The sequence below is a fragment of the Anaerostipes sp. CAG:276 genome (assembly GCF_000432215.1).
GTDB classification, from domain to species: Bacteria; Bacillota; Clostridia; order Lachnospirales; family Lachnospiraceae; genus Anaerostipes; species Anaerostipes caccae.
Genome location: NZ_FR889182.1, coordinates 148,419 through 161,980, shown reverse-complemented (window position 1 = coordinate 161,980; position 13,562 = coordinate 148,419). Strand labels below are relative to the sequence as shown.

The window sequence follows — 13,562 nt, the reverse complement described above, 5'->3', positions numbered from 1 at the left end:
TTTGCGAATTTCGCTGGTTATCGCGGCAGTCGCCAAGTGAATATGCAAGCATATTCGTTTGGCTCGTTGCTCGCGTAAATAAAAAAACCGTTGCCGACAGCATCTTTTTTGAATACGATAAATTTGGACGACGGTTGAAAAGCTGTCGTTTTTCTTTTCCTAATTCTATGAATAATACAGGTTTTATTTTGGCGGCTCTTGGAGGTAGTCGCTTTGATAAAGCATTGTAAAACACAATTCTTAATAAATCCGTTATTGTCAAAAAAATATATATCTATTCAATAACATTTTACACCCTTGAATGTGGTTTTTTACATTACATAGCAGGAACTATCGGAAAAGCGCAGGATCAGCATTTATTAGTTGTTCCTGTGCTTTTTTGCTGTCTCAAAATATCTTTAAACAATTTTACGGACAGGGTAACAAATCTCATCTCTATGGTGAGTGTTAGAGCGAAAAGAGGTAAGAATCTTCACGCTTTAACAACTTTCACAGGAAGGAGGTGAGATTATGTCCCCTTCTTCATTTGAAAAAGCAATAAGACTACAGTTTGACTGTCTTATCCGTAAAATCATAGACAGGACAGTTAAGAACTATTACAGAGAACTCGGAAGACGTGCAAAGCATGAAGTTCCGTTTTGTGATGTGACAGAAGCAGATTTAAACCATGTAGCTATCATAGATGAGTATTCTATGGGATATACAGTGTTTCCTGTATACGGAACGGAAGTCCGTGTTTTTGATGAGCATTTGTGTGAAGCAATCAAAGCATTGAGCGAAAGGCAGAGAACCATTGTTCTAATGTCCTATTTCCTTGAAATGTCAGATATAGAAATCGGTGAGATTATTGGTATTTCAAGATGTTCTGTTTATCGGAGCAGAATGAGAGCCTTAAATATTATCAGAGAAAAATATACGGAGGATTAGCAAAATGGAACGTATACAAAAATGTCCGCGATTTTCAACTATCTGTTCAGCGGTAGACGGTGATGAGATAGCTATGGAAAAGATTTTAAATCATTATAATGCATACATATCAAAGGCATGTTTACGTCCTTGTTATGATGAATATGGAAATATGCGGATTGTGGTTGATATGGATTTAAAAGGCAGGGTGCGAACTACCATAATGAAAGCCATTTTAAATTTTGAGTTAGAAATAAAGTGAAGATTTATGAGTGCAATTCTATCTCTTTTCTAAAAATCAAAGAAAGGGGCGGCGGTGCTGTATATATGAAAAATGTGGATATTCCTGTATGGGAAAAATACACATTAACGATTGAAGAAGCGTCAGCGTATTTTCGTATCGGAGAAAAGAAACTCCGTAGACTGGTTGATGAACATAGAAATGCCAGTTGGTTGATTACAAACGGGAATCGGATTCAGATTAAACGAAAGCAATTCGAGAAAATCATAGACGAGTTGGAGGAAATCTGATGTGGCGATTATGCTCCGATTATGGTAGAATAATTCCAAAATCCAGATGTGCATAGCACATCTGCCGCAGCAAACTGTTGCTATAAGATTTTGTCATTACCATATCAGGTAAAAACAAATGTCTGCTCCGCAGCCGCTTGTTTTTCTGCAGATATGGTATATACTTATTTTATCATATCGGGGCTCTTTCAAGATACGAAAGGAGCGATTTGATGAGTGCGAAAAGACGTGATAATAGAAATCGTATTTTACGCAATGGAGAGAGCCAACGAAAAGATGGGCGTTATATGTATAAGTACATTGATAATGCAGGAAATGCAAAATATGTGTATAGCTGGAAGCTGGTCAAGACCGACACTGTTCCGCAAGGTGCAAAAAACGATGTTTCACTTCGAGATAAGGAAAAGCAGATACATAAGGATTTGGAAGATGATATTGTTTCTCTTGGCGGTGGAATGACAGTTCTGGAACTTGTGAAAAAGTACATTTCACAGAAAACGGGGGTAAGACACAATACAGAAGCCAATTACAACTTTGTAATCAATATTATCAAGAAAGAAGCATTTGGAAACAAACGAATTGATAAAGTAAAATTATCAGACGCAAAAGGTTGGCTGATAAAGCTACAAGCAGACGGAAGAGGTTACAGTACCATACATACTGTAAGAGGTGTGGTAAGACCTGCGTTTCAGATGGCGGTTGATGATGATTTGATTCGCAAGAATCCATTTGAATTTCAGCTTGCGACAGTGGTTGTCAATGACAGTGTAACCAGAGAAGCTATTACAAGAAAACAACAAAGGGCATTCTTGGAGTTTATCAAAGCGGATAAGCACTTTAACCGTTACTATGAAGGAATTTATATCCTTTTTCATACAGGACTTCGTATATCGGAGTTTGTAGGCTTGACAGTATCTGATATTGATTTGGAAAATGGAAAAATCAATATTGATCATCAGTTACAACGAAAGAGGAATATGGAATACATCATAGAAGCTACGAAAACTGACAGTGGCACGAGAATGGTTCCTATGACGGAGGAAGTTCAAGAATGTTTTCGCTTTATCATTACTAATAGAAAGAAACCTAAGAAAGAACCTGTTATTTATGATAAGAACAGAGTTGCTTATAAGGGATTCCTGTATCTTGATAAAAACGAAATGCCAATGGTTGCCCTCCATTGGGAAAAGTATTTCCAGCATATATGTGAAAAGTACAACAAGATTTACAAGGAAGAACTACCAAAGATTACACCTCATGTATGCAGGCATACCTTTTGTTCCAACATGGCGAAATCGGGAATGAATCCAAAAACATTGCAGAAAATAATGGGACATTCCGATATTGGTGTAACACTGAATACTTATACACATTTAGATTTTGAGGATATTCAAAAAGAGATGAAACAGGTATGTGATAGTGAGTTGTAAAGTTGTATATAACACATAATTTTACAACTAATTTTACAACTTTTGGGCGGAACCTTATACCAAATTATGCGAAGATATGCCAATAGCAAAGAAAATGAAATGTTGTAAAAACGCTGAAAAATCAAGGAAAAACCTACAATTAAAGGAGTTTAAATATATGATAAAAGTATTATTCATCTGCCACGGCAAAAGCCGACGACGGAAGCGAAGCCGCTTCATCCTGTCAGGTTACAGTAAAGCCAAAACCGGTGGAAAAGATTGTGCTGAGTCAGACAGAAAAGACACTGTATACAGGAGAAAGTTTTACTACGAGAGCAGAAGTAAAACCGCAGAATGCGACGAATAAGACGGTAAAATGGAGCAGCTCAGATCCAAAGGTTGCCTCAGTAAACAGCGCGGGAAAGGTTACGGCATTATCTCAGGGCCGGGCAGTGGTGACTGCCAAAGCCAATGACGGAAGCGGCATAAAGGCCAGCTGTAACATTACAGTATCCGTCAGATCTTATTCTATTGAATATGTCTTAAACGGCGGCCGAAACCACAGAGATAATCCTTCTGAGTTTTCGAATACGCCGGTGCGTCTGAAAGCTCCGGCAAGGGATGGATATTTATTTGCAGGCTGGTATGCGGACGCAGGGTTTCGATCGAAAGTAGAATCTGTTACACAGAAAAGGGAGTGCAGACTGTATGCCAAATGGCAGAAGATCGCTCTTTCGGCACCGAAGCTGACCTCTATGAAGAATCCGTTGGGACCGACGATGACAGTGGATTATTCTAAGGTTCCCGGTGCCGCGGGCTATGAGATTTCTGTGTCACCGAATACAGGTTTCAGCAAAAGTTCCACGAAGCGATGGGAAACTGCAGCCGGGGGAAAGACACTGACAGGGCTTAAGAAAAATACAGTGTATTATGTCAGAATCAGAGCTTACCGTTGGGATTCTGCGGGCAGGAAAGTGTATGGAACATACAGCAGCAAAACAAAAGGATATACTGTCAAATACCGGCTCAATAAAGGCAAAAACAACAATGCGAATATGATCAGTTACTACAATATAAAGGTGGCGTTGAAAAATCCCTCTCGGAAAGGGTATCGGTTTAAAGGCTGGTACACATCTAAGAAATATAAGAAAAGAATCAAGACCATACCGAAAGGAAAGCGTGTAAATTATACACTTTATGCAAAATGGAAAAAGAAATAATAAAGAGCGGGAGAGGATCAGCTGTCAGGCAGATCCTCTGCGACTACATGATCCAGTGTAAATTGTGAGAGACTTTGTCTGTAAGCCTGTTCTGCACGGGTAAAAACAGAGATGATCTGCTGTTCTTTTTCATGAGCAATCATTTTTTCCTTCGGGAATACTTTATCTACCAGATTTGTAGTGGACAGAAATGGAGCGGTACTCTCAATGGCCTCGAACACATCCAGGAGACTGATGTTTTTCGGGGCCCTTTTTAAAACAAATCCTCCCTTTTTCCCCGCTTCGGAATCGACCAGGCCCGCCACGACCAGCTGGCGCATGATTTTCTTTAAGTATGAGTCTGACAACCCCAGACGTTCGCTGAGAGTATAGCTTTTCACAGGGGCATGGCCTCTGGTATGGGCGATGACCAGCAGAATACAGACGGCCTGCTCCAGGCTTCCTTTGATTTTCATTTTTATAAATCCTCCTTGTTAAACACAATTTTACTTGATATGGAGACGTTTTATCAAGATGTGTTGACAAATAAAAACCGGATGAATATAATACTCTGTATCCGTAGATAAGGAATATCCATGGATATATTATATCTACAAAGTATTCTTTTGTAAACAAAAGGTGTGGGAAGGACATAAAAATGAAGCTGAGAAAGAAGGAAGAAAGATGCTGAAAAAAGAATGGCAGAACATACGGAACAGTAAATGGATGATGCTGGTTTTGACGGCGATCATTCTGATCCCAACCCTGTACACGACGATTTTTCTCGGGTCTATGTGGGACCCGTACGGTGAGACGGAACATCTGCCGGTGGCAGTGGTCAACAATGATAAAGCGGTTTCTTATAACGGCACAAAAATGGAAGTGGGAAAAGAACTGATCAGCAATCTGAAGAAATCGGATGCGATGGATTTTCGTTTTGTCAATGAGGCGGAAGCGGACTCAAAGCTGAGAAGCGGAACATACTATATGGTCATAACGATTCCCGAGAACTTTTCAGAAAATGCTGCTACAGTATTAAATGAACATCCGAAGAAGATGGAACTTGAATACCGGACGAACCCGGGAACAAACTACATTGCGTCTAAGATGGATGAGACGGCCGTCAATACGATCCGCTCCCAGGTGGCAGAACAGGTCACGAAGACTTATACAAAAACCATGTTCCGGCAGATAAAGTCCGCAGGAGCAGGATTTGGGCAGGCCGCCGAAGGCGCAGAGCAGATCGGCAGCGGAGCAAAGAAACTTTCGGCAGGCAGTCAAACCATTACAGACAATTTAAACTCACTGGCCTCCAGCTCTCTGACATTTAAAGACGGAGCAGATTCTCTCCAGATAGGGCTTAAACGCTACACAGACGGCGTGGCTGAGGCGGACCGGGGAGCAAAGAAGCTGGATCAGGGAGCGGGGCAGCTGTCAAAAGGCGCAAAAGCTCTCAAGTCCGGCGCTGATGAGTTAAAAAGCGGAACCGGAACACTGAACAAAGGAGTGGCAGACTATACGAAAGGAGTCGGGGCTGTCTATGCAGGCAGCAGTGAGCTTGAGAAAAACAGCAGTTCATTAAACGGAGGAGTACAGGCGCTATCCGGAGGAATTCAGGCACTGGAGTCAGGAAGCGGAAGTGTCCTCACCGGATTAGAGGCCATGTCCTCTGAACTTGGAAAGTCGCTGACACCCGAAAAACAGCAGCAGACAAAGCAGCTGGCCGCGGGGATGAAACAGGCAGCCGATCAGCTGGACCCTCAGGGGACATCAAAGACCGTAAGCGTACAGACAGAAAAAACGGCGGAGACATTGTCACAGAAGGCTTCGGACCTCTCAGAACACGCAGATGAGCTAAAACAGCAGATTGCAGATTTAAAGGCTTCTTCAGAGTTTCAGAAACTCAGCAGGGAGGAACAGCAGAGTCTACTCTCCGGGCTGGAGAAAAGTGCGGATGCTGTTTCCTCTGATGCGGAGACGATTCAGAATAGGGCACAGAAGGTCAAAAATTCTGCGGCCAGTACACAGTCAGCTGGGACAGATCAGATGAAGAATACTGCATACCTTCTCAGAAACGGTGCGGATGCCATTGGCAGCTTGTCCTCCGGTCTTAGTCAGGTCAAAACAAACCTTGATAAAACGGGTACAAAACCTTCGGATATGGGACTGATTCAGGGCATGCAGACAGTTCACCTGGGAACCGAAAAGCTGAAAACCAGTGTGGATGGAAAAAACGGACTCAAAGAAGGAGTGAATGCATATACAGCCGGAGTAACCCAGGTAAACGGGGGCTTACAGCAGCTGGACAGCAAATCAGGACAGCTGAAGACTGGAGCGTCAGAGCTGAACGCAGGTGTTGGAAAGATGACAGAAAAGCTGCCTGAGCTGTTTCATGGAATGGCAGATCTGAAAAACGGGACACTGAGTCTCTGCAAAGGAACCGGTCAGCTTAACAAAAACAGCCGGATTCTTTTAGACGGAAGCGGCAGACTTTCCGACGGGGCAGAACAGATCGGCAGCGGGGCAGAAAAACTGGCAGACGGCTCTGAAACAGTGGGGACCGGGCTTTCTGTACTTCAGGACGGAAGCCGAACATTAAAGTCAAAACTTTCTGACGGAGCTGCACAGGCAGGAAAAGTAAAAGATTCAAAAAAGACCGTCGGCATGTTTGCGTCACCGGTAAAAACAGAACATTCTCAGATGTCAGATGTGCAGAACAACGGTCATGCCATGGCTCCTTATATGATGTCTGTGGCTTTATATGTGGCATGCATCGCATTCTGCCTCATGTTTCCGCTGAAGGAACACAACGGCAGGGTGCGAAGCGGATTCAGGTGGTGGCTGTCCAAAGCTTCTGTCATGGCGGTGATCGCAGCTGTGCAGGCAGTTGTTATGGTTCTTATGCTGATGCTCATCAATGGGCTGAAACCAAAAGAACTGACGGCAACATTTTTGATGGCAGTTTTAGTCTCTATGACGTTTATGGCCATGATCACATTTTTCAATCTTTGGTTGGATAAAGTGGGCAGCTTTATCGTGCTGGTGTTCATGGTGCTGCAGCTGGGCGGAGCGGCAGGAACCTATCCGATTGAACTGTCACCGAAATTCTACCAGATGATACATCCGTTTATGCCGTTTACTTACAGTGTGAACGCATTCCGAAATACGCTCATGATCGGCGGCGGCATCACGGCGGATGTGCTTGTATTTATAGGAATTCTGATTGCTTTTTCTCTTTTATCCCTCGGATACTATGAGAAAAGAGCAAAAAAAGCGGAGATCAAACACGCAGTTACTGCAGAAGGATGAAATGAGTGATAAAAAATGAAGAGAATTTTGCTTATGGTATTCAGAAACATTTTTCTGGTGCCGTTTATGTGGATCAAGCTGTGCTATTATGCTTCTCATGTGGATAAATATCCGGAGGAGAAGCGGTTTGCTATGCTGAAATTTATCACATCCCGTGCAAACAAAGGAGGAAATGTTACGATTGAAGTCCATGGGGAAGAAAATATACCAGAGAAAGACGGATTTATTTTCTACCCCAACCATCAGGGACTTTATGATGTACTGGCGGTGGCAGAGGCGTGTCCAAGACCGTTTTCTGTGGTCGCAAAAAAAGAAGTGGCTGAAATCCAGTTTTTAAAACAGGTTTTTGCATGTATGAAGGCCTATATGATTGACCGCGATGATATCCGCCAGTCCATGCAGGTGATTTTAAGTGTTGCAGAGGAAGTAAAGCGGGGTAGGAATTATCTCATATTTGCGGAAGGAACCCGCTCGAAAAACGGAAATGAGGTGCAGACATTGAAAGGAGGAAGCTTCAAGGCTGCCGTAAAGGCGAAATGTCCGATCGTCCCGGTGGCCCTCGTTGATGCCTTTCTTCCTTTTGATTCCAATACGATAAAGCCTGTCACAGTCCAGGTGCACTTTTTAAAGCCCCTGTATTATGATGATTACAAACATATGAAGACTACGGAAATTGCAGAACAGGTGAAGGAAAGAATCCAAAAGGCGATCGGATTACAATAAAAAATATTATTTTTAGACAGTAAAAAGGCCAGATAGGGAAATCTGGCCTTTTTGAGGGGAGTATAAATAAATTAATAAGGGGTTATATAGTAGAAATATACATAATGAATACCTTCTACTATTTGCATTATAAGGTATCTTCAAAAAAAAAGCAATAAATTTTTTAAGTCAGATGAAAATTATGGATGAAACAAAAATTTTTTAAAATTGCGTTTTGTAAATCTTGCAAGAATATTTTTTTCTCTTTTGCAGACAATATTTGTGTAACCAACAGAAAGGAGAATTTATTATGTCAAAAAATTATTCTAACGAAAGCAACAACAGTAACAACAGCAACAATAACAAAAACAATAACTGCAGCAACAGCTCAAACGAGAGCAACAGCCAGAACAGGTCTCAGAACAAATCTCAGAACAAAAACCAGAACAAATCTCAGAACAGCAGCCAGAACTCTTCTAACCGTTAGTTATTAGAAGAAGAAAGCGGGAGAGACGTCCAAAGAAATTTTCTTTGGACGTCTTTTCATGTCCCTGCATATTCTAAATTATAAAAGGGGAAGTGTTTGAAAATGGAATTTACAAATATAACTTTGCAGGAAGGTATTGACCGTTCAAAACAGGATGATCATGTGATGTTCGATGTGAGAGAACCGTATAGATATAAACAGGGACATCTCGAAGGGGCTCTCAGTATGCCCTATGGTGTCATAAAAGACCAGGATGCTTTCAGAGATAAAAAGATCATTGTCTACTGCGACTTCGGCGGACAGAGCATGCTCGCTGCAAGGCATCTGGCTGAGCAGGGATATGAGGTCTACAATATTGTGGGCGGGATTTATTATTACCGCGGAGAGTTGACATCTCTGGGCCTAAAATTGTAGAATGAATATTATAATGCAAAGGAGAAACATGAAGAATATAGAATTGATCGCCCCATGCCACTTTGGTCTGGAGGCAGTATTAAAGAGAGAAATACAGGATTTAGGATACGAGATTGCAAAGGTTGAAGACGGAAGGGTGACCTTCTTTTCTGACCTTGGCGGAATTGCAAGGGCAAACATGTTTTTGAGGACTGCAGAACGGATTCTGCTCAAGGTTGGTGCCTTTCGCGCATCGACCTTCGAGCAGCTGTTTGACAGGACGGCAGAACTTGCCTGGGAAGAATTTATCCCTGAGGACGGAAAGTTCTGGGTGAAAAAGGCTTCCACTGCAAAGAGCAGACTTTACAGTGCTCCGGATATTCAGTCGATCGTCAAAAAAGCCATGGTGGAACGTCTGAAAAAGCGTTACCGTGTGTCATGGTTTTCAGAAACAGGGAACCAGTATCCAGTGCGTGTTTTCATATTAAAAGATGAGGTAACCATAAGCCTCGACACCAGCGGGACTCCGCTTCATAAGCGGGGCTACCGCACACTGACAAGTGAAGCTCCCATCAGAGAGACCCTTGCAGCGGCGCTGATCATGCTGACACCCTGGAAGAAGGACCGCATCCTGGTAGACCCGTTCTGCGGAAGCGGAACCTTTTTAATCGAGGCTGCCATGATGGGAGCAGGCATCGCCCCGGGGATGAACCGTTCCTTTGAGGCAGAGGCATGGACCAATTTTCTCACGAAAAAGATATGGTATGATGCGGCCGATGAAGCCGGAGATCTGATGGACCTGGATGTTTCCATGGACCTTCAGGGCTACGACAAGGACCCAAAAGTACTGAAGCTTGCCAGGGAAAATGCGGCCGCCGCTGAGGTGGATCATCTGATCCATTTCCAGCAAAGAGAGATAAAAGATTTCAGCCATCCGAAACCTTATGGATTTATCATAACCAATCCGCCGTATGGCGAGCGCCTTGAAGAAAAAGAGGCTCTGCCGGAACTTTACGGACAGATCGGAGACATTTTTCAGAAGATGGATACATGGTCTAAATATATGATCACTTCCTATGAAGATGCACAGAAGTACATTGGCAAAGCAACAAAGGTCAGAAAGGTATACAACGGAATGATCCGTGCCGAGTTCTGCCAGTATCTCGGACCAAAACCGCCCAGGAGATAAAACGATGAAGAAACGAATGATATTTGCAACTGGAAATCAGGGAAAGATGAAAGAGATCAGGGAAATCCTTGCGGACACAGAGTATGAGGTCGTGTCTATGAAAGAGGCAGGGGTGGACGCTGAGATAATAGAAGACGGTACGACATTTGAGGAAAATGCAGTCATTAAGGCTAAGGCTATCATGGAACTTACCGGAGAACTTACTCTGGCGGATGACTCCGGTCTGGAGATCGACGCTCTGAATAAAGAGCCAGGCGTATACTCGGCCAGATATATGGGAGAGGACACCCCGTATCCCGTTAAGAATCAGAAGATTTTGGACCGGATGGAAGGCGTGCCGGAAAAAGAAAGGACCGCCAGATTCGTCTGTGTGATCGCAGCCGCATTTCCGGATGGACAAATACGGACAAGTCGTGGTACTATGGAAGGTATCATTGGATATGAGATAAAGGGAGAGAATGGATTTGGCTATGATCCGATCTTTTTTCTGCCGGAGTTAGGCAGATACAGTGCGGAACTTTGCAGTGAAGAGAAAAACAGGTTAAGTCATCGCGGAGAAGCATTGAGGAAAATCAAAGACATTCTTTAGGGAGGTTATCTTGTGAGAATTTTAGTAATCAGTGACTCTCATGGTCGTAATGACGATGTAAAAGGGGTATTGGAGCAGGTCGGCGAGATCGACATGCTGATCCACTGCGGCGACGTAGAGCGCGGTGACCAGTATATCCGCGATATTGCAGGATGCCCTGTCGTCATGGTGGCGGGAAATAATGACTATTATCTTGACCTCCCCAGTGAGGAGACCATAGAGGTAGAGGGCTACCGAATCTGGGTAACCCACGGACATCCGTATTATGTGAATTCCGGGGTGGACTATCTGCGGGAATATGGAGAAATGCACGACGTAGATGTCGTGATGTATGGGCACACACATGTGCCGTTCATAGAGATCGGGGACGATATGACAATCTTAAACCCCGGGAGTATTTCCTATCCGAGACAGGCCGGCAGAAAGCCGACGTTTCTTCTAATGGAGATCGACGATATGGGAGAGGCTCATTATGCCCATGGATATTATAAAGAGCATTTCAGAGAACTGAACATTTAACATGAAAAAACTGTTTGTGGCATGAATACTGTAAGTAACAGCGAGGCTGTCCGAGTGTCAATGGCACAGGCAGTTTTTTCGTCGTATAAAGAAAATAAAATAGATTTGAGGTCAAAAGATGAAAAAGAAGGATTTTGTAGAAGGCTTGATTGAGAAGACAGAGTTTCCGAATAAAGGGACATTTGCATTTGAGGACAGGGAGATCACGGTCAAAGGAGTCATCCAGGGCCAAAGAATCGCAGGACAGGTGACCAAACTTCGAAAAGGCAAGGCTGTTGCGAGACTGGTAGAAGTACTGGAACCGTCTGAGATGGAGGATGGGATTCCAACGTGTCCTCATTTCGGGGCCTGCGGGGGCTGTTTTTATCAGACAGTTTCCTATGAAAATCAGCTGAGAATCAAGGAAGGACAGGTACGGGAGCTGTTAAAGGATTATATCTCCGATGAAAAATGGGAGGGAATCAAAGGAAGTCCTAAATGGTGGGAGTACCGAAACAAGATGGAGTTTTCTTTTGGAGACGAAGTCAAAGGAGGCCCGCTGGCCTTGGGCATGCATAAAAAGAATACATTCCACGATATTGTCAACATTACGGACTGCAAAATTGTGGATAATGATTTTAATCTGCTCGTCTCCTGTGCATTAAATTATTTTTCACAATCAGGCTGTGATTTTTATCATAAAATGAGCCACGAGGGATACTTAAGACATTTGGTCATCCGCCGTTCCGATGTAAATGGAGACCTGCTGATCAACATCGTCACAACTTCCCAGGCTGATGTGGATATGAAGCCTCTGGCGGAGGAGATGCTCTCTCTGCCCCTTTCCGGAAGTATCCGGGGAATTCTGCATACGGTGAACGACAGTCTGGCCGATGTGGTTCAGGCGGACCAGATGGAGACGATTTACGGGGAAGATTTTTTCTATGAGGAAATCCTTGGGCTGAAATTTAAAATTTCACCGTTTTCTTTCTTCCAGACCAATTCTCTGGGGGCGGAAGTGCTGTATGAGACTGCAAGGGAGTATGTGGGAGAGACGAAGGATAAGGTTATCTTTGACTTGTACAGCGGAACCGGGACCATTGCCCAAATGCTGGCGCCGGTGGCAAAGAAGGTGGTCGGCGTGGAAATTGTGGAAGAAGCCGTGGAGGCTGCCCGGGAAAATGCCGGTTTTAATGGGCTTGAGAATTGTGAATTTATTGCAGGGGATGTGCTGAAGGTGATCGATGAGCTGGAAGACAAGCCTGATTTTATTGTGCTGGACCCGCCCCGGGATGGGATACACCCGAAAGCGATCCAGAAAATCATTGACTTTGGGGTGGAGAAGATGGTTTATATCAGCTGTAAGCCGACCAGCTTGGCGAGAGATTTGGAAATCTTTCGGGAGGCGGGGTATGAAGTTGAAAGAGGGGAATGCGTGGATATGTTTCCTTCGACGGTGCACGTGGAGACGGTGGTGTTGCTGGAGCGAAAACTCTGATTCTAGGCGGGTTTGCGAATTATCTGGATAAAAATCAGCAAATGACTATGAGGGATAATTCATGATATCTCGATCAAATATTGCAAAATATTAGAGTAATAAAGGTATAAATAAGAATTCTTTTGAGGTTGAAGAATGGAGTAGAATCATAATTGTTTTATACAATTTGTTTAATATTTTGAATTGGGGAGGAATGGAACAACAATTTTATAAACAAATAAAAAGAATTCTTTCTGTAGCCAGAAACAAAGTATATCAAACTGCAAACTTTTCAATGGTGGAAGCATACTGAATATTGGAAAAAGTATTGTGGAGCATCAGGATAGCTGCGAAAAAGCAGAGTATGGCAGTAGATTAATTGCGGAATTATCCAAACAAATGACAGAAGATTTTGGAAAGGGATTTACTGCTGCAAATCTTAAAAATATGCGTCAGTTTTATCTTACTTTTCCAAAAGGCTACGCACTGTGTAGCGAATTGAGTTGGACATATAACAGTCACTACAATGAATTTAAATCAGAGAATAAAGACTAAAAATATATCATTTGGACATATTAATAATTTCATTTGTGATGTTAAGTTACATCCAATGACACCAGACTGGTTTGTCCAAATAGTAGATACCTACTGCTCAATAAATGGAATCAAATTTGTAGGGAAATCTAGTTTGTATTCATAGATATAAATTTTTTTGTCAAATTGCTCAATTAAATAGATGTACTATCTTTCTAATTGAATGTGCTGTTAGCTTTTAAATACAAAGAGAATACTACTGGAGGAAAAAGATTTACTATCTATAATTGATATTGTACTTGGTACAGTAAAAAGGATTTATTCCTGATAAAAGTTTAG

At 42.8% G+C, this 13,562-nt stretch carries 15 protein-coding genes; 14 read left to right on the top strand and 1 reads right to left on the bottom strand.

Annotation, left to right across the window (positions count from 1 at the left end; all coding sequences use genetic code 11):
• Window positions 1-510 precede the first annotated feature (510 nt).
• The 5 genes from QVP35_RS06450 to QVP35_RS06430 all read left to right on the top strand — a co-directional run bounded on the left by QVP35_RS06450 (window position 511) and on the right by QVP35_RS06430 (window position 4,066).
• On the top strand, window positions 511-927 hold the full coding sequence (locus QVP35_RS06450) for a sigma-70 family RNA polymerase sigma factor (protein WP_022260926.1): 417 nt from the start codon (window positions 511-513) through the stop codon (window positions 925-927).
• A 4-nt stretch (window positions 928-931) separates the two neighbouring features.
• The gene (locus QVP35_RS06445; protein ID WP_022260925.1) at window positions 932-1,168 is read left to right on the top strand and encodes a helix-turn-helix domain-containing protein; all 237 of its coding nucleotides are present in this window, start codon (window positions 932-934) and stop codon (window positions 1,166-1,168) included.
• A 65-nt stretch (window positions 1,169-1,233) separates the two neighbouring features.
• The gene (locus QVP35_RS06440; RefSeq protein WP_129702161.1) at window positions 1,234-1,437 is read left to right on the top strand and encodes an excisionase; all 204 of its coding nucleotides are present in this window, start codon (window positions 1,234-1,236) and stop codon (window positions 1,435-1,437) included.
• A gap of 212 nt (window positions 1,438-1,649) precedes the next feature.
• Window positions 1,650-2,867: a tyrosine-type recombinase/integrase gene (locus QVP35_RS06435; RefSeq protein ID WP_022260923.1), complete on the top strand. Its 1,218-nt coding sequence runs from the start codon at window positions 1,650-1,652 to the stop codon at window positions 2,865-2,867.
• Between the two features lie 260 nt (window positions 2,868-3,127).
• On the top strand, window positions 3,128-4,066 hold the full coding sequence (locus QVP35_RS06430) for an InlB B-repeat-containing protein (RefSeq protein ID WP_022260922.1): 939 nt from the start codon (window positions 3,128-3,130) through the stop codon (window positions 4,064-4,066).
• Between the two features lie 17 nt (window positions 4,067-4,083).
• Here QVP35_RS06430 and QVP35_RS06425 read toward each other — a convergent pair whose 3' ends face one another.
• Complete coding sequence (locus tag QVP35_RS06425) at window positions 4,084-4,521, bottom strand: Rrf2 family transcriptional regulator (RefSeq protein ID WP_009289185.1); 438 nt, start codon at window positions 4,519-4,521, stop codon at window positions 4,084-4,086.
• 208 nt (window positions 4,522-4,729) lie between these two features.
• Here QVP35_RS06425 and QVP35_RS06420 point away from each other — a divergent pair, with 208 nt between their 5' ends.
• The 9 genes from QVP35_RS06420 to QVP35_RS06380 all read left to right on the top strand — a co-directional run bounded on the left by QVP35_RS06420 (window position 4,730) and on the right by QVP35_RS06380 (window position 13,244).
• Window positions 4,730-7,354: a YhgE/Pip domain-containing protein gene (locus QVP35_RS06420; protein ID WP_022260921.1), complete on the top strand. Its 2,625-nt coding sequence runs from the start codon at window positions 4,730-4,732 to the stop codon at window positions 7,352-7,354.
• A 15-nt stretch (window positions 7,355-7,369) separates the two neighbouring features.
• Window positions 7,370-8,077 carry a lysophospholipid acyltransferase family protein gene (locus tag QVP35_RS06415; protein WP_009289183.1) on the top strand — a complete coding sequence of 236 codons (708 nt, stop codon included), beginning with the start codon at window positions 7,370-7,372 and terminating at the stop codon, window positions 8,075-8,077.
• 289 nt (window positions 8,078-8,366) lie between these two features.
• Window positions 8,367-8,543: a hypothetical protein gene (locus QVP35_RS06410; protein WP_022260919.1), complete on the top strand. Its 177-nt coding sequence runs from the start codon at window positions 8,367-8,369 to the stop codon at window positions 8,541-8,543.
• A 102-nt stretch (window positions 8,544-8,645) separates the two neighbouring features.
• Window positions 8,646-8,957 carry a rhodanese-like domain-containing protein gene (locus QVP35_RS06405; RefSeq protein WP_009289182.1) on the top strand — a complete coding sequence of 104 codons (312 nt, stop codon included), beginning with the start codon at window positions 8,646-8,648 and terminating at the stop codon, window positions 8,955-8,957.
• A gap of 28 nt (window positions 8,958-8,985) precedes the next feature.
• Window positions 8,986-10,125, top strand: coding sequence for a THUMP domain-containing class I SAM-dependent RNA methyltransferase (locus QVP35_RS06400; RefSeq protein WP_009289181.1), 1,140 nt, complete (start codon window positions 8,986-8,988; stop codon window positions 10,123-10,125).
• Between the two features lie 4 nt (window positions 10,126-10,129).
• Window positions 10,130-10,714, top strand: coding sequence for an XTP/dITP diphosphatase (locus QVP35_RS06395; protein WP_006568651.1), 585 nt, complete (start codon window positions 10,130-10,132; stop codon window positions 10,712-10,714).
• Window positions 10,715-10,726: 12 nt separating this feature from the next.
• Window positions 10,727-11,233, top strand: coding sequence for a metallophosphoesterase (locus QVP35_RS06390; RefSeq protein WP_006568650.1), 507 nt, complete (start codon window positions 10,727-10,729; stop codon window positions 11,231-11,233).
• A gap of 118 nt (window positions 11,234-11,351) precedes the next feature.
• Window positions 11,352-12,710, top strand: coding sequence for a 23S rRNA (uracil(1939)-C(5))-methyltransferase RlmD (gene rlmD / locus QVP35_RS06385; protein ID WP_009289180.1), 1,359 nt, complete (start codon window positions 11,352-11,354; stop codon window positions 12,708-12,710).
• A 309-nt stretch (window positions 12,711-13,019) separates the two neighbouring features.
• Entirely contained in the window at window positions 13,020-13,244 is a 225-nt protein-coding gene (locus QVP35_RS06380) for a DUF1016 N-terminal domain-containing protein (protein ID WP_263636017.1), read from the top strand.
• The last annotated feature ends 318 nt before the right edge of the window (window positions 13,245-13,562 follow it).

Coding starts and splice junctions, on each gene's coding strand:
- QVP35_RS06410 (WP_022260919.1), top strand. CDS start 8,367: ATGTCAAAAAATTATTCTAACGAAAGCAACAACAGTAACAACAGCAAC.
- QVP35_RS06435 (WP_022260923.1), top strand. CDS start 1,650: ATGAGTGCGAAAAGACGTGATAATAGAAATCGTATTTTACGCAATGGA.
- rlmD (WP_009289180.1), top strand. CDS start 11,352: ATGAAAAAGAAGGATTTTGTAGAAGGCTTGATTGAGAAGACAGAGTTT.
- QVP35_RS06440 (WP_129702161.1), top strand. CDS start 1,234: ATGAAAAATGTGGATATTCCTGTATGGGAAAAATACACATTAACGATT.
- QVP35_RS06450 (WP_022260926.1), top strand. CDS start 511: ATGTCCCCTTCTTCATTTGAAAAAGCAATAAGACTACAGTTTGACTGT.
- QVP35_RS06400 (WP_009289181.1), top strand. CDS start 8,986: ATGAAGAATATAGAATTGATCGCCCCATGCCACTTTGGTCTGGAGGCA.
- QVP35_RS06405 (WP_009289182.1), top strand. CDS start 8,646: ATGGAATTTACAAATATAACTTTGCAGGAAGGTATTGACCGTTCAAAA.
- QVP35_RS06425 (WP_009289185.1), bottom strand. CDS start 4,521: ATGAAAATCAAAGGAAGCCTGGAGCAGGCCGTCTGTATTCTGCTGGTC.
- QVP35_RS06415 (WP_009289183.1), top strand. CDS start 7,370: ATGAAGAGAATTTTGCTTATGGTATTCAGAAACATTTTTCTGGTGCCG.
- QVP35_RS06420 (WP_022260921.1), top strand. CDS start 4,730: ATGCTGAAAAAAGAATGGCAGAACATACGGAACAGTAAATGGATGATG.
- QVP35_RS06395 (WP_006568651.1), top strand. CDS start 10,130: ATGAAGAAACGAATGATATTTGCAACTGGAAATCAGGGAAAGATGAAA.
- QVP35_RS06445 (WP_022260925.1), top strand. CDS start 932: ATGGAACGTATACAAAAATGTCCGCGATTTTCAACTATCTGTTCAGCG.